The organism is Amycolatopsis sp. NPDC104863 (assembly GCF_055582965.1).
The window spans coordinates 222903-241267 of the sequence record NZ_JBVJOW010000003.1 but is presented as its reverse complement, the minus strand read 5'-3'; the positions used below and the strand labels follow the sequence as shown (position 1 = coordinate 241267).

19 protein-coding genes are annotated in these 18365 nt (G+C 69.6%); 3 read left to right on the top strand and 16 right to left on the bottom strand.

Translation table 11 applies throughout. The features are described 5' to 3' along the window. The first annotated feature begins 87 nt into the window (after positions 1 to 87). Positions 88 to 1125 (top strand): LacI family DNA-binding transcriptional regulator, encoded by a 1038-nt coding sequence (locus ACZ63J_RS17760; protein ID WP_465403210.1) that lies wholly within the window; start codon positions 88 to 90, stop codon positions 1123 to 1125. Here the strand turns inward: ACZ63J_RS17760 and ACZ63J_RS17755 are convergent. The 3 genes from ACZ63J_RS17755 to ACZ63J_RS17745 all read right to left on the bottom strand — a co-directional run bounded on the left by ACZ63J_RS17755 (position 1122) and on the right by ACZ63J_RS17745 (position 4625). Next, complete coding sequence (locus ACZ63J_RS17755) at positions 1122 to 2231, bottom strand: FAD-dependent oxidoreductase (protein ID WP_465403208.1); 1110 nt, start codon at positions 2229 to 2231, stop codon at positions 1122 to 1124. The genes ACZ63J_RS17760 and ACZ63J_RS17755 overlap by 4 nt on opposite strands. A gap of 67 nt (positions 2232 to 2298) precedes the next feature. Further along, positions 2299 to 3267: a ferritin-like domain-containing protein gene (locus tag ACZ63J_RS17750; RefSeq protein ID WP_465403206.1), complete on the bottom strand. Its 969-nt coding sequence runs from the start codon at positions 3265 to 3267 to the stop codon at positions 2299 to 2301. Positions 3268 to 3383: 116 nt separating this feature from the next. Further along, positions 3384 to 4625: an aspartate aminotransferase type Ic gene (locus tag ACZ63J_RS17745; RefSeq protein WP_465403204.1), complete on the bottom strand. Its 1242-nt coding sequence runs from the start codon at positions 4623 to 4625 to the stop codon at positions 3384 to 3386. A 63-nt stretch (positions 4626 to 4688) separates the two neighbouring features. On the opposite strand from ACZ63J_RS17745, the gene ACZ63J_RS17740 reads away from it, so the two are divergent. After that, entirely contained in the window at positions 4689 to 5165 is a 477-nt protein-coding gene (locus ACZ63J_RS17740; RefSeq protein WP_465338037.1) for a hypothetical protein, read from the top strand. A gap of 470 nt (positions 5166 to 5635) precedes the next feature. Here ACZ63J_RS17740 and ACZ63J_RS17735 read toward each other — a convergent pair whose 3' ends face one another. From ACZ63J_RS17735 to ACZ63J_RS17675, 13 genes are all read right to left on the bottom strand, one after another. Then, positions 5636 to 6118 (bottom strand): hypothetical protein, encoded by a 483-nt coding sequence (locus ACZ63J_RS17735; RefSeq protein ID WP_465403202.1) that lies wholly within the window; start codon positions 6116 to 6118, stop codon positions 5636 to 5638. Continuing rightward, the gene (locus ACZ63J_RS17730; protein ID WP_465403200.1) at positions 6115 to 6591 is read right to left on the bottom strand and encodes a hypothetical protein; all 477 of its coding nucleotides are present in this window, start codon (positions 6589 to 6591) and stop codon (positions 6115 to 6117) included. Before ACZ63J_RS17730 ends, ACZ63J_RS17735 begins: the two co-directional genes overlap by 4 nt. Next, entirely contained in the window at positions 6588 to 7820 is a 1233-nt protein-coding gene (locus tag ACZ63J_RS17725; protein ID WP_465403198.1) for an MCE family protein, read from the bottom strand. The genes ACZ63J_RS17730 and ACZ63J_RS17725 overlap by 4 nt, the downstream gene beginning before the upstream one ends. Continuing rightward, entirely contained in the window at positions 7817 to 8962 is a 1146-nt protein-coding gene (locus ACZ63J_RS17720) for an MCE family protein (protein ID WP_465403196.1), read from the bottom strand. Before ACZ63J_RS17720 ends, ACZ63J_RS17725 begins: the two co-directional genes overlap by 4 nt. Next, the gene (locus tag ACZ63J_RS17715; protein ID WP_465403194.1) at positions 8959 to 10152 is read right to left on the bottom strand and encodes an MCE family protein; all 1194 of its coding nucleotides are present in this window, start codon (positions 10150 to 10152) and stop codon (positions 8959 to 8961) included. Before ACZ63J_RS17715 ends, ACZ63J_RS17720 begins: the two co-directional genes overlap by 4 nt. Next, the gene (locus ACZ63J_RS17710) at positions 10149 to 11180 is read right to left on the bottom strand and encodes an MlaD family protein (RefSeq protein ID WP_465403192.1); all 1032 of its coding nucleotides are present in this window, start codon (positions 11178 to 11180) and stop codon (positions 10149 to 10151) included. The genes ACZ63J_RS17715 and ACZ63J_RS17710 overlap by 4 nt, the downstream gene beginning before the upstream one ends. Beyond that, on the bottom strand, positions 11177 to 12214 hold the full coding sequence (locus ACZ63J_RS17705; protein WP_465403190.1) for an MCE family protein: 1038 nt from the start codon (positions 12212 to 12214) through the stop codon (positions 11177 to 11179). The genes ACZ63J_RS17710 and ACZ63J_RS17705 overlap by 4 nt, the downstream gene beginning before the upstream one ends. Beyond that, a complete protein-coding gene (locus ACZ63J_RS17700; RefSeq protein WP_465403188.1) occupies positions 12211 to 13533 on the bottom strand; it encodes an MCE family protein in 1323 nt (440 codons plus the stop codon). Before ACZ63J_RS17700 ends, ACZ63J_RS17705 begins: the two co-directional genes overlap by 4 nt. Further along, the gene (locus ACZ63J_RS17695; protein WP_465403186.1) at positions 13530 to 14378 is read right to left on the bottom strand and encodes an MlaE family ABC transporter permease; all 849 of its coding nucleotides are present in this window, start codon (positions 14376 to 14378) and stop codon (positions 13530 to 13532) included. The genes ACZ63J_RS17700 and ACZ63J_RS17695 overlap by 4 nt, the downstream gene beginning before the upstream one ends. Next, on the bottom strand, positions 14378 to 15166 hold the full coding sequence (locus ACZ63J_RS17690) for an MlaE family ABC transporter permease (RefSeq protein WP_086674213.1): 789 nt from the start codon (positions 15164 to 15166) through the stop codon (positions 14378 to 14380). The genes ACZ63J_RS17695 and ACZ63J_RS17690 overlap by 1 nt, the downstream gene beginning before the upstream one ends. A 76-nt stretch (positions 15167 to 15242) precedes the next feature. Beyond that, positions 15243 to 16001: a glucose 1-dehydrogenase gene (locus tag ACZ63J_RS17685; protein WP_465403184.1), complete on the bottom strand. Its 759-nt coding sequence runs from the start codon at positions 15999 to 16001 to the stop codon at positions 15243 to 15245. Then, positions 15998 to 16855 carry a 3-oxoacyl-ACP reductase gene (locus tag ACZ63J_RS17680; RefSeq protein ID WP_465403182.1) on the bottom strand — a complete coding sequence of 286 codons (858 nt, stop codon included), beginning with the start codon at positions 16853 to 16855 and terminating at the stop codon, positions 15998 to 16000. Before ACZ63J_RS17680 ends, ACZ63J_RS17685 begins: the two co-directional genes overlap by 4 nt. 83 nt (positions 16856 to 16938) lie before the next feature. After that, a complete protein-coding gene (locus tag ACZ63J_RS17675; protein ID WP_465403181.1) occupies positions 16939 to 17130 on the bottom strand; it encodes a ferredoxin in 192 nt (63 codons plus the stop codon). Positions 17131 to 17200: 70 nt separating this feature from the next. Here ACZ63J_RS17675 and ACZ63J_RS17670 point away from each other — a divergent pair, with 70 nt between their 5' ends. Continuing rightward, a complete protein-coding gene (locus tag ACZ63J_RS17670; RefSeq protein WP_465403179.1) occupies positions 17201 to 18361 on the top strand; it encodes an acyl-CoA dehydrogenase family protein in 1161 nt (386 codons plus the stop codon). Positions 18362 to 18365: the final 4 nt, after the last annotated feature.

Here is an 18365-nt window from a genome sequence, read left to right as displayed (position 1 = left end):
AGTAACGAAAAGGTAACTTGCTGACGGGTTTCCGCAGACAGAGATCATGTGCTACAGATGTAACCGGTTACAGCTCAGGAGGTCGCCATGGTCACCGCGCGCGAAATCGCCCAGCTCTGCGGGGTCTCGGTCGCGACCGTGTCCCGGGTGTTCAACCGCCCCGCGACGGTCAGCGCGGCCACGCGTGAACACGTCGAGCGCGTCGCCCGGGAGCTCGACTTCTCCCCCAACGAGTCGGCGCGGGCGCTGTCCCGGCAGCAGTCGGCGATGGTCGGGCTGGTCTGGGACACCGACCACCGGCGGCCCGGCTGGCGGCACCCGTTCCTGCAGGACCTGTTGCTGGGCCTCAAGTCCGCGCTCAGCTCGCACGGGTACCACCTGCTGCTGCTCGCCACGAGCGACGACGCCCGCGACCGCAACCCCGGCGTGTCGCTGGCCGACCCGGTCGCCTACATCGGCATGACCCGGCGGCACCACCTGGCCGGACTGGTGCTGATCGACAGCGGGACCGACGCCGAGGCGTTCACCACGTTCGCCCAGTCCGGGCTGCCGTGCGTCGCGGTGGACGTCGCGCTGTCGGGGCCGCGGGCGACCTACGTGACGTCGGACAACGCGGCGGGCGCGGCGGAAGCCGTCCGGCACCTGGCCGCGCTCGGCCACCGGCGCATCGCGACGATCACCGGCCCCCGCGGCAACACCCCCGCCGCCGCCCGCGCCGAGGGCTACCGGCGCGGCCTGGCCGAAGCGGGCCTGCCGGCGCGGGAGGACTACGTGGTCACCGGCGACTTCTACCGCGAAAGCGGGTTCGTCGGCATGCGCCGGCTGCTGGCCCGCAAGGACCCGCCGACGGCGGTGTTCGCGGCCAGCGACGAGATGGCGGTCGGCGCCCTGCTGGCGGCCCGCGCGGCCGGCCTGCGCGTGCCGGCGGACCTGGCGGTGGTGGGCTTCGACGACATCGAGGTGGCGTCCCTGGTCGACCCGGCGCTGACGACGGTGGCCCAGGACAAACCGGGCTTCGGCACGGCGGCGGCGGGCGCACTGCTGGCGATGATCGAAACCGGGACGGCCCCGGATCCGGTGCACCTGCCGACGAAACTGGTGGTCCGCGACTCCTGCGGCACCTAGCCGGTGATCTTCGTGTCCCAGTCGATGTGGTGCGAGTAGAGCCAGCCGCGCTCTTCACCGACGTCGCCACCGGCGCTCGCCTTCACCAGCTTCTCGACCCGCTCGCGCCGCAACCCTTCGTACGCCGCGAAAGCCGTCTTCGGATCCGGGAGGTCGCGCAGGCACTGCGCGAGGACCACGCTGTCCTCCAGCGCCATCGACGCGCCCTGCCCGGCGGCCGGGGACGCGGCGTGCGCGGCGTCGCCGGTCAGGACCATCTCGGGCGTCGACCAGATCCGCGTCTCGGGGACGTCGTAGGAGTGCCCGCCGAACACTTCGTCGCCCGTGGCGGCGATGATTTCCGCGCAGGGCAACGCGTTGTCGTCGGCGAACGTCGTGTGCGCGAACTCGCGCCAGCCGGCCGGGGTGACGGCCGCGATCTCCTCGCGGGAGCGCTCGGCGTCCGGGATGCGGGCGAACCAGAACGTGGCGCCGTCCGGGTCGGTCGTGAACCCGAAGGCCGCCTTGCTGCCGCGGACCATCCGGTAGATCCCCGGCGCCGACGGCAGGCCCGCAGCGCGCGTGTAGCCGTAGACGACGGTCAGCCCGGTGTAGCGCGGTTCGTCCGCCGCCGGGTCGATCAGCCGCCGGACGACCGAGCGCAGGCCGTCGGCGCCGACCAGGACGTCTCCGGTCTCGGTGGTGCCGTCGGCGAACTCCGCGGTGACTCCGCCGGGCCCGGTCCGAGCGTCCACCAGGCGTTTGCCACGCTCCAGCGGGACACCGCGGCGCGTGGCTTCGTCCTGGAGGACGCGGTAGAGCGTGGCGCGGGTCAGGGTGCGTGGGCCGTCGAGGCCTTCGGTGTCGAACTCACGCCGTCCGACGGTTTCCCCGGTCGGCGCCACCAGCTCGACGCCGTACGCGGCGAACGAGGCGTCGATCACCGGCCGGTCGGCGCCGATCGCGCGCAGGGCGTCCATGCCGTTGTGCATGATCGTGAGGAACGCGCCGATGTCGTCCCCGCCGGCCGGGTAGGCCTCGAAGACGACCGGGTCGTGCCCCGCCAGCTTCGCCGCCATCGCCGTGACCGTGCCGGAAATGCCGCCACCCGCGACCAGAACTCGCACCGTGCTCCCCCTCGTGGACTCCGCGTGCCGCCGTCCACGACGTTACCGTGACGGCGGCACGCGGCGCTCACTCCTTGGCGCCACTGGTGGCGATGTCGCCGTTGAGGCCCCGGGGGTAGAAGCCGCCCGAGCTCACCTTGTCCGGGTTGAGGTAGGCGACGTTGAGCACGCGGTCGGCGGAGCGGCCGAACGCGATGCCGTTGGCGTCGGCCGGGACGAGGTTGGCCTTGCCGTCCTTGAGCACGCCTTCGTCGTCGTCGGCCTTGCCGTCGAGGCTGTCGCGGGCGTCGGAGATCTTGTTCGTGACGTCGCCGAGGCCGCGTTCGAACAGCTGCCCGCGCACGATGCCCGCGTGGTAGGCCTCGACCGCGAGGATGCCCGCCGCCGCGTCGAGGAACGTCTTGTTGTTCACCAGCGGCGCCGCGCCCTTGTAGGCGGACACGCCGACGTCCTCGAAGAGGAACGCGGCGAGCAGGAAGTTGTTCTCGCTCGCGAACGGGTCGAAGGTCTGGCCTTCCTTGATCACGCCCGCGGCCTGCATGGCGGCGGTGAAGCTGTTCTGGAAGTCGATCTCCGGCTGCGCGACGGCGGCTTTGTCGAGCGCCTTGCGCAGGAAGGTGACGTGGGCGACCTCGTCGCCGGCGATCTCCTGGACGATCTGCTTGGTGTGCTCGCTCTTGAACTTCACGGCGTGCCCGCCGGAGACCTTGCCCAGGTTGCCGACACCGTTGACGTACTTCTCGTTCAGCCCGTAGCCGTAGACGGCGAACGAGTACAGGTTCGCCTCGAGGTACTCCAGGTTGAGCGCGAAGTTCAGCACCGCGGCGTCGCTGGCGGCGGCGTCCTGCGCGTTCTGCTCCGGGTACTGCGAAGTCGCGCCCGCCGAGCCGAGGCCCAGCGACAGCGCGGTTCCGAGCGCGCCGGCACCCGCAACGCCGAGCCCCGCCGCTCCCGCAGCCTTGAGGAAGCGGCGGCGGTCGGTCGCGTTCTCCGCGCTGCGCTCGACGAGCTGCTGTGTGTAGCGTTTTCCGAACACCGGGGGACGTCCTCTCGTGACGAGTTCGTCCACCTCACCCACCGGTCATACGTACCCGGACGGCCCCCGGCTCGGTCAAATCGGGAAAAAGTTCTTCCGGATTCTGTTTGTGCAGGTCAGGAGCGCTGCGCGGCGGCGAGCCGCACGCAGACGGCCAGCGCCCGGACGGCCGCTTCGACGTCGGCGAGCTTCGGGAAGGTCGGCGCGATGCGGATGACGGCGTCGGCGGGGTCGTTCCCGTGCGGGTGGGTCGCCCCGGCGGGGGTCAGCGCGACACCGGCCTCCTTCGCCAGCCGCACGACCTCCTTCGCGGTGCCCTGGGGCACGGTCAGCGAGATGAAGTACCCGCCGGTCGGCTTGGTCCAGGACGCCAGGTCGGACAGCTCCTCGGTGAGGATGCGGTCGACGGCCGCGAACTTCGGCCCGATGACCTCGGCGTGCTTGCGCATGTGCGCCCGGACGCCGTTCTCGTCCTTGAGGAAGGCGGCGTGGCGCAGCTGGTTGACCTTGTCCGGGCCGATGGTGCGCTTGCCGATGTTGCCGGTCCACCAGGCGAGGTTGGCTTCGGACGCGCCGAAGAAGCCCACGCCGGCGCCGGCGTAGGTGATCTTCGAGGTCGAGCCGAAGACGAAGACGCGGTCGGCGTGGCCGGCCTCGGTGGCCAGCGCGAGCACGTCGGCCAGCTCCGGCTCGGCGTCGGTCAGGTGGTGCACGGCGTAGGCGTTGTCCCAGAAGATCCGGAAGTCGGGCGCCGCGGTGGTCATGGTGGCGAGCCGCCGCACGACGTCGTCACTGAACGTGACCCCGGTGGGGTTGCTGTACTTCGGCACGCACCAGATGCCCTTGACGGCGGGGTCCTCGGCGACCAGCGTCTCGACGGCGTCCATGTCGGGGCCTTCGTCGGTCATCGCGACCGGGACCAGCTCGATGCCGAACCGCTCGGTGAGCGCGAAGTGCCGGTCGTAGCCCGGGACGGGAGCGAGGAACTTCACCTGCGGCTCGTCGGCCCACCGGCGCTCGGCCCCGGGCAGCTTGCTCAGCAGCGCCTGCACCACGGCGTCGTGCATCAGCTCGAGGCTGGAGTTGCCGGCGGCGAGCAGCTGCTCGGCCGGAACCTGCAGCGGCCCGGCGAAGATGCGACGCAGCTCCGGCAGGCCCTTGAGGCCACCGTAGTTGCGGACGTCGGTGCCGTCTTCGGCCTTGAAGGCGCCCTCGCCGGGGAGGGTCAGCAGGCCGTTCGCGAGGTCGAGCTGCTCCGGGGAGGGCTTGCCGCGAGTGATGTCGAGGGAGAGGCCGCGGTCGACCAGGGCCGCGTAGTCGCGGCGGGCCGAGTCGACGTCGACGGAAGCAGTGGTCATGGCGTTTACGCTAAACCCGGCGTCGATACCATTTCGGGGCGGGTCCTGGCTAGGGTGGTTGGTGTGCATTTGGTAGTCCACGCCGACCAGCGACAGTTCTCGTTGCGCGACTCAGCTTCCCGCCTGACCGGAAGCGGCTGGACCCCGGCGGCGGTGGACCACCGCATCGGGGCGGAGCCGGGCGGCGTGGCCATCGCCACGGCGCGGTCGGACCTGGTCGAGTCGTCGGTGACGCTGGTTCCGTCGGCGCCGGCTCTGATGGCCGATGCGGAGCACGTCGTGGAAGCAGATCTTCCGGTTCCGAGCGGGAAGCTGGTGATTTCCGGTCCTGTTGACTATCCGTCGCAGGAAAAGTTCTTTTCGGTGCTGCCGGGTTTGTACCGGGCGCGGGTTTCGTACGTGCCGGCTGGGCCGCCGTCGGCCGAGTGGAATGATCATGAGTTCGGGGAGCATTACCGGTATGTGGTGGAGCTGTGGCCGGTGGCGGCTCCGTCAGGGGTTGAGGTCTTGAGGCAGGGCGCTTCAGTCTGGGACGGTTAGGTCGAGTTCGGGTTCGCGGTGTGGGCTGGGCGCAGCTTCGCGGTCACGCCGACAGGTGAGTGCCGGCGCGGACCGGTTTCCCCTTTAGCCCGGACAGCGGCGCGGGAATCGGCGCAAGTGGCGGTTTCGCCTGGGCGGGTTGGGGCGCAGGCGGCGCGGGCCGGGCCAAGGCCGCGAGACTCGAGTAGCGATCATCGGCTACTCGGTCGCGACGACGAGTGAGCGCAGTGCGGCCCGTCGGGATGGCAGCGCGGGGATGTCGGCGAGGTGCTCGAACAACCGCGTGACCGAGCGGTATCCGAAGAGTTCGAGCACGCCCCATGTTTCGATTTCCATGAGCAGCGAACCGATTCAGCCTTGGCGGCCAGGACCGTCGCGTCTGCTTGCCGCATCGTTTCGCTGTCCACGCAACAAGATTACCGACAGCTCGAACATCTGGTCATCACTCAATGGGATGAACGCACGGGAATTCAGAGAGCAGTAAGCCCAGCAAGCTTCCAACGCCCATCAACCCGCTTGGCGGTAACAGCCAACTGGGCAACAGAGGACGAAGGAGCACCCCCACCCTGAGCAACAGTCTGCTGATCCAAGAACAACAAGAGCGAAGCGTCATCCCCCTGCAGAGAACGAACTCCAACAGCCCGAACAGTAGTAGTCCGAACCAGCTTCTCAGCCGAAGCCCGCGCACGAGCCGAAGCAAACTGATCCCGGTACTGCCCCACAGCATCCCCGGTCAACAGATCGGCAGCAGCCCGCTCAGTCCGAGCCAGATTGGCGTAGTCGTAAGAGAACACGGCCTTCACCGCGTCACTCACCTCAGAAGAGACGGAAGCAGTAGCCGCAGTATCCACCAAAGCCTGATTGTCGCCCGGGGAAAGCGAAGCCGCCTCAACGCCGAACCAAACGGCACACCCCAAAGCCACCACGACCACAGCAGCCAACACCCGCGTCATGACCCGGCCGCCTGCACACCCGAGATCTTCCACCCCTCCGACGACCGCAGAACATCCACGGTCAACCGGTTGAGCCGAGGCGAGGCAGCCGAACCACCGGTGGACACCCGCACATCCAGAACGGCCAGCAACCGGGCCGAGTCAGCGGAAACCTCAGTCACCGCAGCCTGCACCAACGAAGCCGTCGACACCGTCCGCGCCGTCGTGGCCCGGTCGATCTGCAACTGCCGATCGCCCGAGAGGTCCTTCCCGTACTGACCCGTCGTCGCCGCGATCCAGCGGTCGACGTCCGCTCCGGCCGAGCGGTAGTCGATCGTGTTCAGCGTGACCAGCTCCGGGCCCGCCGCGGCCAGCACGGCGTCGCGGTCCCGCCCCCGGGCGGCCGAGTCGTCCGAAGCGGCCCGCCACCACGACCACCCCGAAAAAAGCGCAGCCAGCACGGAAAGCACCGCGGCCGCGACCAGAACCTTCACGGCGCGCCCAGCAACCGGCCGAGCCCGCCCGCGGACGGCCCGGTCAGCAGGCTCAGCATTCCCGGCAGGGGCTGCGGAGCCGAAGCAGCCGTCTGCGAAGGCGCGGCCGGGATCGCCGGCGGCTTGCCCGCGTACGGCGCGTTCTGCGAGCCGCGCACCCCCGTCGGGCTGCCCGGCGGCTCCGCGCAGTACGCGTTCATGTTCACCGGCGCCTCGGAAGTGTCGTTCGCCGGACGCTGCTTTGTGCTTTCGTAGCCCTTCGTGCACGAAGCCGGGTCGAAGAAGTTCAGCACCACACCGAGGTGACCCGTGCCGTCCGGGGACGTCGACGGCGAGAACGCCGAGATGATCGGGTACGCCACCAGCAGTTCCTCGACCGAGTCCTTGCGTGACGACGTGATCTGCGCCGTGGTCAGCAGGTTCGCGAACAGCACCCCCAGATCGGTGCCGGACGCGGCGAGCACGTCGCTGATCTGACGGCTCAGCTGCGGCGCCTCCGCGATCACGCGCCGCAGGTCCGGGTCGGACTTCTTGAGCTGACCCGAGATAGTGCGAAGCCCGGAGGCGAAGTCGGTGATGTTCGCCTCCTGCCGCTGCTGGGTGTCCAGCACGATCCGCGAGTTCGCGAGCAGCCCCTGCGTCTGCGGGACGTACTGCGCGGCCACCGCCGTCAGCGAGCCCGTGCTGTCCAGCAATTGCTGCAGCTCGGGCCCGGAACCGGCGAACGCGTTGTAAGTCTCGTCGACGACCGTCCGCAGCGACTCCGGGTGCACACTCGCCACCAGGTCGTCGAGGTGCGTCAGCACGGTGTCCGGCGACGGCGGCAGCGACGTCTTGTCGGTGGTGATCACCGATCCGTCCTTGAGGAACGGCCCGCCGTCGTGCAGGGGCAGCAGGTCGACGAACTGCTCCCCCACCGCCGACCGGTTCGCCACCTGCGCGTGCGCGTCGGCCGGGATGTCCGGTGCGCCGGCGTCGATGTCGAGGGCGACGTCGACGCCGTGCTCGGTGAGCGTCATGCCCGTCACCCGGCCGACCGTGACCCCGCGGTAGGCGACCTCGGAGTTGACGAAGACCCCGCCGGAGTCGGTCAGCTGCGCCGTGACGACGTAGCCGCGGTTGCCGAAGAGCCGGTCCAGCCCGGCGTACCGGCCGCCGGCGTAGACGACCGACACCACGGCGATGACGACAAACGCGATCAGCTGGATCCGGATCTTGCGGGTGGTCACTTGCCGCCCCCGATCAGGCCGAGCAGCCCGCCCAGGAGGTTCGGGCCCGCCGACTGCGGACCCGAGCCGAGGTCGGGCAGCGGCAACGGCGGCGCGAGGGCGGACGGCTGCCCGGACGGCAGCGCGATCGGCGGCTGCGACGAGTTGGTGAAGTTCTGGATCAGCGTGTCCAGGTCGAGGTTCACGTTCGCCTCGACGTTCGCGTAGTCACCCTTGATCACGTTGCCCGCGTAGTCCGGGAACGGGTAGGTCAGCAGGATCTGCAGCGCCTTCGGCAGGTTCGAGCCGGCCTCGCCCAGCTTGGTCAGCGACGGCTGCAGCGCCTTGAGGTTCGCCACGAGCTGGTCACGGCTCTTCGTGACCGTGTCCACGGCGACGCCCGACAACGAGTTCAGCGCGTTCAGCATCCCCACGAGCTGGTCACGCTGGTCGGTGACGACCTTCAGGCCCGGCGCGAGGTTGTCGAGCGCGTTGGACAGGTTCTGCGTCTGCCCCGTCAACGTCTGGGACAGCTTCCCGAGCCCGTCGATCGCGCGCAGGATCTCGGTCCGGTGCCCGTCGAGCTGCGTCGCGAGATCGTCCACTCGGGACAGCAGCGCGCGGATCTCCGGCTCGTTGCCCGACAACGCATCGTTCAGCTCGTGGCTGATCTTCTGGATCTGCTCGACACCGCCGCCGTTGAGCAGCAGGGAAAGCGCGCCGAGCACCTCCTCGACCTCGGGGTTGCGGTTGGTGCGCCCGAGCGGGATCTGCGCGCCGTCCCCCAGCTGACCGGACGCCGGTTCGGCCGTCGGCACGCTCAGCTCGACGAACTTCTCGCCCAGCAGCGAAGACTGCTTGAGTTCGGCGTGCGCGTTGGCGGGCAGCGCGATGTCTCCGTTGACGGTCATCGCCACCTGCGCGGACCGCGTGTCCGGCGTCAGGGTGATCTTGTCGACCCGCCCGACCGCGACGTCGTTGACCTTCACGCTCGACTGCGGCACCAGGTCCAGCACGTCGGTGAACAGCGCCGTGACGTGGTACGGGTGGTCGCCCACGTCGGCGCCGCCCGGCAGCGGCGTCCCGTAGAGGCCGTTGAACCCGCCGTCGCTGCAGGCCGCCAGCACCAGCACCCCGGCGAGCACGCCCGCGAGCCGCTTCACTTCGCACCGCCGGAAAGCTGTTCCATCACGTCGACTAGCGGGAGCGGCAACGGTGGCAGGGTGCCGTTCTGCAGGGAGTTGAGCACCTGCGGGATCGTCGGCAGCTTCAGCGCGCCGTCCAGGATCGGCGCGAGCTGCTTGCAGATGTTCCCCAGTGTGTCCGGGATCTGCTTCGGGGTGCCCGCGCTGATCAGGCGGCACACGGTGAGGATCGGCGGGTTGGTCAGCTCATTCAGGTTGTCGCGGACGGCGATGGTGCCCGACGCGGCGTCGTAGGAGTTGATGAAGTTGGTCGCGCCGGTCGGGGCGATGTCGAGCACCTCGGCCAGCGCGGCGCGCTGGTCGACCAGGACCTTCGACAGCGACGCCAGCTTGTCCACATTGGACTCCAGCGCGCCCTTGTTGTCGTTGACGAACTGCTGGACGTCGCCGAGCGCCCCGCCGAGGGACTGCAGCGCCGCCCCGACGTCGGACGAGTCCGCCGCCAGGAACTGGCTGACGTCGGCGACACGCCCGTAGAACTCGTTGAGCTGCTGGTCGCTCTGGGCCAGGGCACCGGTGAAGGAGTTGAGGTTCTGCACGGTCGAGAACAGGTCGTCCTTCGAACCGTCCAACGTCTTCGCGAGGCCGGCGAGCTGCCCGACCGTCGAGTTCAGCGAAGCGCCGTTGCCCTTCAACGCGCCGGCAGCGGTGTCAAGGACGCCGGACAGCGCGCCGTCCTTGTTCGCGCCGTTGGGACCCAGGGCCGTCGACAGCTTGTCCAGGCTGGAGTACAGGTCGTCGAGCTCCACCGGGGTCGCCGTGCGGTCGCGCGGCAGGACCGTCCCGGTCGCCAGCGTCGGGCCGCTGTCGTACGCGGGCGTCAGCTGGACGTACCGGTCGCTGACCAGGCTCGGCGCCACGACCACCGCGCCGACGTCGGCGGGCAGCTCCGCGGAATCGACCTGCATGTCCACGCGCACCGCGTCCCCGGCCGGCGTGACGTCGGTGACCTGCCCGACCGGCACACCGAGCACCCTCACCGACGAACCCGCGTAGAGCCCGACGGTCTTGCCGAAGTAGGCGGACAGCGTCGTGCCGGTGGAGGCGCGGAACACCAGCCACAGCCCGGCCGTCACCAGCAAAGCCAGCACACAGGCGAACGCCAGCCACGTCACCAGGCTGCGCCCGCGGTAGGTGCGGATGGTCATCGGCCGCCCACCCCCTGGTTCGGCGCCGCGATCGGCGGGGTGCAGCCCTCGGGGTTGATGGACAGCCCGGCCGCGGTGATCGTCGGCGGCAGGAGGCCGCACAGGTACCCCTCGAACCAGCGGCCGTTGCCGGTGGCGTTCGCGCCGACGCGGGCGAACGGCGCCATCAGCGCCAGGCTCTGGTCGAGGTTGCCCTGGTTGCGCTGCAGGATGTCGGTCACCTTCCCGAGCTTGTCCAGCGTCGGCTTCAGCTGCGCGCGGTTGTCCTGGACCAGCCCGGTCAGCTGCTGCGAGAGCTGCTGGGTGCCGGTGAGCAGGGCGTGGATCGCGGTCTTGCGGTTCTGCAGCTCGGTGAGCAGCAGGTTGCCGTCGCTGATCACCCGCTGGAGCTGGGCGTTGCGGTCCGAGAGCGTCTTCGACACCTGGCTCGTGTTGGCGAGCAGGGTGTGCAGGTCGTTGTCGCGGGAGGACACCGTGCGCGCCAACGACGACAGCCCGTTCAGCGTGTCCTTCAGGTACTGCGGGCTGTCCTTGAGACTGTCGGACAACGCGTTGAAACTGTCGGCCAGCTGCTGGGTGTTGATGTCGCCGACCGTTGTCGACAGCTGCTCGAAGGCGTCCTGCAGCTGGAACGGCGTGCGGGTGCGGGCCTGCGGGATCGTCGCGTCCGGTTCCTGCGCGCCGCCGCCCTTCGGGTCGAGCGCGAGGTACTTCTCCCCCAGGAGTGTCTTGATCTCAATAGATGCTGTCGTCTTATCCCCGACCCGGACGTCCTTGACGCGGAAGCGGACCAGCACCTGCTTCCCGGCCAGCGCCACCGACGACACCGTGCCGACCTTCACGCCGGCGACCTCGACCTCGTTGTCCGGCGCCAGCCCGGCGGACTCGCCGAAGTAGGCCGAGTACGTCGTGCCGTTGCCGAAGAACGGGAGCTGGTCGGAGAAGTACGTCGTGGCCGTGACGAGCACGATCAGCACGAGCGCGACCGCGCCGACCGCGGCCTGGTTGCGATCCTTCAGCCGTTTCACGGACCACACCTCTCCGCGCGTTGCGTGCCGGGGATCGGGATGATCGGCAGGGTGATGTCGAGCGAGGAAATGCCGATGGTGCCGGTGATCCCGCACAGGTAGTAGTTGAACCAGCTGCCGTAGGACAGGGTCCGGGTGAACTTCTGGAGGTTGCCCGGCAGCACCTCCAGCAGGTGGTTGAGCAGCTCGCCCGAGTCGCCGAGGTTCTGCGACAGCACGCCGAGCTGCGCGACGTCGTCCTTCAGCGCCGGGCGCGCGTCGGCGAGCAGGCCGGTGGTCGACACGGCGAGATCGCCGAGCGCGGTCACCGCGTCGCCGATCGGCTTGCGCTGCTCGGCCAGGCCGCTGACCAGCTTCTGCGTCTGCTCGATGAGGTCGCCGAGCTGCGGGCCGTGGGCGTTGACCGTGCCGAGGACCGTGTTGAGGTTCGTGATGACCTGGCCGATCACCTGGTCCTTGCTCGCGATCGCCGTGGTGAGCGACGCGGTGTGCTGCAGCAGGCTGGTGATCGTGCCGCCCTCACCCTGGAAGACGCTGATGATCTCGGCCGAGAGCTGGTTGACGTCCTTCGGGCTGAGCGCCTTGAACAGCGGCTTGAAGCCGTTGAACAGCACGGTGAGGTTCAGCGCGGGCTTGGTGCGCTCGGGCGGGATCGTGCCGCCGTCCGGCAGCGCCTTGTCGCCGGGGACGTCGGTGCCGAGCGCGAGATACCGCTGCCCGACCAGGTTGCGGTACTTGATCGTCGCGGTCACCGACTCCGGCAGCCGGTAGGCCTGCTCGACGTCGAACCGCACCTGGGCGAGGTTCCGGTCCCCTTCGACGACCTCGATCGTGTCGACCTGGCCGACCTTGACCCCGGCGATGCGGACGTCGTCGCCTTCCTTGAGGCCGGACGCGTCGGTGAACTTCGCCAGGTAGCCCGAAGTGTCGCCGAAGTTGGTGTTCGCGATGGTGGCCGCGAGAACGCCGGTGAGCAGCACGGTGACGACGGCGAACACCGCGAGCTTGATCAGCGACGGCACGAAGGTCCTCACTTCAGCTCCACCTCCGCCCCGCGGTAGAGCGGCCCGACCAGCAGCCCCGCCCAGCCGGGCACCTGGTCCGGCAACGCGCCGAGCGCCGGGGACGCGAGCAGCGCGATCAGGTCCGACTCGTCGGCCGAGCCGATGATGCTGCCGGAAGAGCCGAGGGCGCCACCGCCCGCGGGCAGTGACTCGGGCGGCGACTTCGGCGGCGGGGGCTTGCTGGAGCCGTCCTTGATCGCGCCGTCCGGCGGGTACTGCGGCCACACGCCCGGCTTGGGGACCGACGGGTAACAGCGCGGCCCGCGCTTGTCCTCGTACTTGGGCTCGTCGACGCCGGGGAGGTACTTGCCGCGGCTCGCGGCGAACTCGATGGTGACCCGGCTGACCTCGGGGTGCGCGGTGCCCTTGCCGAAGGCCAGCTCCGCGCGCGGCACGGACTCCGCGAGCTGCCGCATCAGGCACGGGTACTCGGGCGCGTACTTGGCGAGCACGTCCAGCGTCGGCTGGACGGCCGTGGTGAGCCGGATCAGGTTGTCCTTGTTGACCTGCAGGAAGTTCGTCAGGTCGACCGAAGCCGCGGTGACCGTCGCGTAGAGGTCGCTGAGCTGGGCACGCTGGTCGACGATCGTGCGGCTCGTCGTCGTCAGGTCGGACAATGCCTGCAGCAAGTCAGGCGCCGCCTTGTTGTAGGTGTTCGCGACGTTCGCCAGGCCGGTGATGTCCGCCTTGACGTCCGGCAGCGACGGGTTCAGCTTGCCGAGGTAGTCCGACAGCTGCACCAGCGTCTGGCCGAGCTGCTTGCCCCGGCCGTCGAGCGCGGTCGACACCGCGGTGAGCGTGCTCGCCAGCTTCTCCGGCTGGACGGCCTGCAGCAGCGGCATCACGTCGTCGAGCACCTTCTGGAGCTCGATCGCGGTGCTGCTGCGGTCCTGCGGGATGACGTCGCCGGCCTTGATCGCGCCCTGCGACGTCTCGGGGAGCTGCAGTGAGACGTACCGCTCGCCGAAGAGCGTCTTCGGCAGCAGCCGCGCCGAGACGTTCTTCGGGATCACGCTCGTCTTGTCCGGGTCGAGCGCCAGCTCCAGCTCGGCGTGGTCGCCCTTCGCCAGCACCGACCGGACTTCGCCGACGAGCATGCCGCGGACCTTGACGTCGCCACCCGTGCGCAGCTGGCTGCCGACGTGGTCGGTTTCCAGCTTCACGAGCGTCACCGGCGTGAAGGCCTTCTGGTAGACGGCGAGGGTGAAGGCGATGAACAGCGCGGCGACGAGCAGGAAGGCCAGCCCCAGCACCTGGTACCGGAGCCGCTGCCAGAGCTCGCGCCTCATCCCGAGATCCTCACCGTGGTGTTGGCGCCCCAGATCGCGAGGGACAGGAAGAAGTCGAGCACCGAGATCAGCACGATCGACGTCCGCACCGCGCGGCCGACGGCCACGCCGACCCCGGCCGGGCCGCCGCTGGCGGTGAAGCCGTAGTAACAATGGGAAAGGATCACGAGCACACTGAAGACGATCACCTTCCCGAACGACCAGAGCACGTCGCCGGGAGGCAAGAAGAGCGTGAAGTAGTGGTCGTAGGTGCCGGCGGACTGGCCGTAGAGCCAGATGGTGATCTGCCGGGACGCGAGGTAGCTCGACAGCAGGCCGACCGCGTACAGCGGGATCACCGCGGCGACCCCGGCCAGCACCCGGGTCGTCACCAGGTACGGCATGCTCGGCACGCCCATCACCTCGAGGGCGTCGATCTCCTCGGAGATCCGCATCGCGCCGAGCTGCGCGGTGAAACCGCAGCCGACCGTCGCGCTCAGCGCGAGCCCGGCCGACAGCGGCGCGACCTCGCGGGTGTTGAAGTAGGCGGAGATGAACCCGGTGAGCGCGGCGGTGCCGAGCTGGTTGAGCGCGGAGTAGCCCTGCAGGCCGACGATCAGGCCGGTGAAGAGCGTCATCCCGATCATCACGCCGAGCGTGCCGCCGATGACCGCGAGCCCGCCGGTGCCGAAGCAGACCTCGGTGAGCAGCCGCAGCGTTTCCCGGCCGTAGCGGCGGATCGTGCGCGGGGACCAGGCGAGCGCCTTCGCCGCGAAGGCGAGTTGCTTGCCGAGGCCTTCCAGGCTCTGGCCGGGACGCGCGATGTACTCGAGCGTCCGGTCGCGTTCGAGGGGCTCCGCCGTCATCACATGGCCTTCGGCGGGACGATCCGCAGGTAGATCGCGGTGAGCACCACGTTGATCAGGAACAGCAGCAGGAACGTGATCACGACGGCCTGGTTGACGGCGTCGCCGACCCCCTTCGGCCCGGGCGGCGGGTTCAGCCCGCGGAAGGCCGCGACCACACCCGCGACGAAGCCGTACAGCAGCGCCTTGATCTCACTGACCCAGAGGTCGGGCACCTGCGCCAGCGCGTTGAAGCTGGCGAGGTACGCGCCGGGGGTGCCGCCCTGCAGGACGACGTTGAAGAAGTACCCGCCGAGCACGCCGACGACGCTGACCAAGCCGTTCAGCAGCACCGAAACGACCATCGCGGCGAGCACGCGCGGCACGATCAGGCGCTGGATCGGGTTGACGCCGAGGACCTCCATGGCGTCGATCTCTTCCCGGATCTTGCGCGCGCCGATGTCCGCGCAGACCGCGCTGCCGCCGGCGCCCGCGACGAGCAACGCCGTGATCAGCGGGCTCGCCTGCTGCACGATGGCCAGCGCGCTGGCCGCGCCGGTGAACGACTGGGCGCCGATCTGCGCGGTCAGCGAACCGAGCTGCAACGCGATCACCGCGCCGAACGGGATGGCCACCAGCGCGGTCGGCAGGATCGTGACGCTGGCGAAGAACCAGCACTGCTGGATCCACTCGCGGGCCTGGAACGGGCGCTTGAAGATCGCGCGCAGGACCTCCCACGACAGCGTCGCGAGGCGCCCGACCTGGGTCAGGGCCGCGGTTCCCGGGAGCGTGCCCGTGCTCTCGCTCACCACACCTCCCAGTAGGTCGTCGCTGACCTCCGAGTCTTCTCCACACCCGGTGCCCGATTTTCGTTAGCGGTGTTAACTAGAAGTTCAGGGCGTGGGACGCCGTCGCCCCGCCGTCCGCCACGAACTCCGATCCCGTGCAGTACCCGCTCTCGTCGCTGGCCAGGAACAACACGAGCTTCGCGATGTCCTCCGGCTGCCCGACCCGCCCGAGCGCGACCTTCTTGCCGACGTAGGACATGTCGACCTTCTGGCCGCCGGCGGCGGTCGAAACCATCTGGGTGTCGATCGCGCCGGGGTGGACGGAGTTGACGCGGATGTGCTTCTTCCCGAGCTCCATCGCCGCGACCTTGGTCATCCCGCGGATCGCGAACTTGCTCGCGGTGTAGGCGATCAGGTACGGCATCCCCGCCAGACCCTCCACAGAGGACACGTTGACGATGGAGCCACCGCCGGCGGCGGTCATCGGTTCAACGACCGAGCGCATCCCGAGAAACGCCCCGATCTGGTTCACCCGGATCACGCGCTCGTAGTCGGCCAGCGTCGTCTTGCCCAGCTCGGAGAAATGGAGGATGCCCGCGTTGTTGACCAGCACGTTCAGCGCGCCGAACTCCGTGGTCGCCCGCTCGATGGCCGCAGCCCAGTCGTCCTCGCTGCCGACGTCGAGGTGCTGGTAGACGGCGTTCTCGCCGAGGTCGGCGGCGAGCTGCTTGCCCTCGTCGTCGAGGATGTCGGCGAGCAGCACCTTCGCACCTTCGGCGACGAACGCGCGTGCGGCGGCCTCACCCTGGCCGCGCGCGGCGCCGGTGATCAGGGCGATCTTTCCCGCAAGCCTCACGGCTCCTCCAAGATCTCGGTGGCGGCGAACATCCGGGCGGGGTCGCGCTCGGCGAAGTACGCGCTGACGGTCGTGTCGAGCTCGCCGAGGCTCCAGCGCTGCTCGATCCGGGGCGCCGCGACCAGCGAGACCGCGCCGCCGTGCACGATGAAGACCTGGCCGTTGACGTGCTCGGCCGCCGGCGAGGCGAGGTAGGCGACAAACGGGGCGACGTGCTCGACCGAGAGCGGATCGGCGCCTTCGGCAGGGGCGGCGCCGAACACGCCCTCGGTCATCGCCGTCCGCGCGCGCGGGCAGATCGCGTTGGCGCGGACGCCGTACTTGGCCAGGCCGCGGGCGGCCGACATGGTGAGCGCGGTGATGCCGGCCTTCGCCGCGGCGTAGTTGGGCTGGCCGGGCGAGCCGATCAGGAAGGCCTCCGACGCGGTGTTGACCAGCCGCCCGTACACCGGCTTCCCGTCCTCTTTGGACTTGTCGCGCCAGTGCTTCGCGGCGTTGCGGGACAACAGGAAGTGGCCGCGCAGGTGGACGCGCAGCACGGTGTCCCAGTCGTCGTCCGACATCGAGAACAGCATCTTGTCGCGCAGCACACCCGCGTTGTTCACGACGATGTCGAGCCCGCCGAGGTCGAGCGCGGCCGCGGCGAGGGCGTCCGCGGTGGCGCGTTCGCCGACGTCCCCGGCGACCGCCACGGCCTTGCCACCAGCGGCTTCGATCTCTTCGACGACGTCCTTCGGCTCACCGATGTCGTTGACGACGACCGAGGCGCCCCGCGCGGCCAGGGCGAGCGCTTCGGCCCGTCCCAGCCCGGCGGCGGCACCCGTCACGATCGCTGTCCTGCCGGTCAGGCTCACGCAAGGCCTCCTCGTCGAGTCCCGGATCTCGCGCCTACACTAGAATCTGTTCTCGTTCTGGGCAAGCCTTTCAGTAAACGGTGCTAACCCGTGATGAACAGGGCGTTCTTCGGGCAGCCCTTGACCGCATCGGAAACACGTTCCACCTGGTCGGCGGGCACTTCGCCCGACTTGACGACCAGCTCCTCGTCGTCGTCGAGGTCGAAGACGTCCGGGGCGAACCCCACGCACACCGCGTTCGCCTCGCAGAGCGAGCGGTCGACGTCGATCTCCATGCTTCCTCCGCCGCGTGAGTCCTGGTACAACTAGAACAGGTTCTACTATAACGCCGGATCGAGGTGACGGGTGCGGATCGACTACACGGCCGAGCAGCGGGCACTGGCCGCGGAGCTCCGGGAGTACTTCGCCGAGCTGATGACGCCCGAGCGGCGGGACAGCCTCCGCGCGGGTGACGAGTACGGCGACGGCGTCGCGTACAAGGAAATCGTGCGGCAGCTGGGAAAAGACGGCTGGCTGGCGCTCGGCTGGCCGCCGGAGTACGGCGGCCAGGGCCGGCCGATGCTCGACCAGCTCATCTTCACCGACGAGGCCGCGATCGCCGGGGTGCCGGTCCCGTTCCTCACGGTGAACACCGTCGGGCCGACCATCATGCGCTACGGCACCGACGAGCAGAAGGCGTTCTACCTGCCGAAGATCGCCGCCGGCGAGCTGCACTTCTCGATCGGCTACTCCGAGCCGGAGGCGGGCACCGACCTCGCGTCGCTGAAGACACGCGCGGTGCGCGACGGCGACGAGTACGTCGTCACCGGCCAGAAGATGTGGACGAGCCTGATCGAGTACGCCGACTACGTCTGGCTCGCGGTCCGGACCGATCCCGACGCCAAGAAGCACCGGGGCCTGTCGATGCTGATCGTGCCGACGTCGGCACCCGGGTTCTCCTGGACCAAGGTGCGCACCGTGGCGGGCGCGGGGACCAGCGCGACCTACTACGACGAAGTGCGCGTGCCGGTGTCGGCGCGCGTCGCCGAGGAGAACGCGGGCTGGCCGCTGATCACCAACCAGCTCAACCACGAGCGGGTCGCGCTGACGTCGTCGGCGCCGGTCCGCAAGGCGCTTTCCGACGTCCTGGCGTGGGCGAAGGAGACCGGCGCGATCGACCAGGAATGGGTGCGGGCGCACCTCGCGCGGGTGCACGCCGGCGCGGAGTATCTGAAGCTGCGGAACTGGCGGATCGCCTGGGCCGCGGCGGCGAGCGAGCTCGGCCCGGCCGAGGCGTCGGCGACGAAGGTGTACGGCACGGAGTTCGCGATCGAGGCCTACCGGCTGCTGATGGAGGTGCTCGGCGAAGCGGCCGTCGTCCGTGACGGCTCGCCGGGCGCGCTGCTGGCCGGCCGGATCGAGCGGCTGCACCGCTCGGCGCTGATCCTCACCTTCGGCGGCGGCACCAACGAGATCCAGCGGGACATGATCGCCGCGACCGCCCTCGGCCTGCCCGTCACGCGCTAGGAGC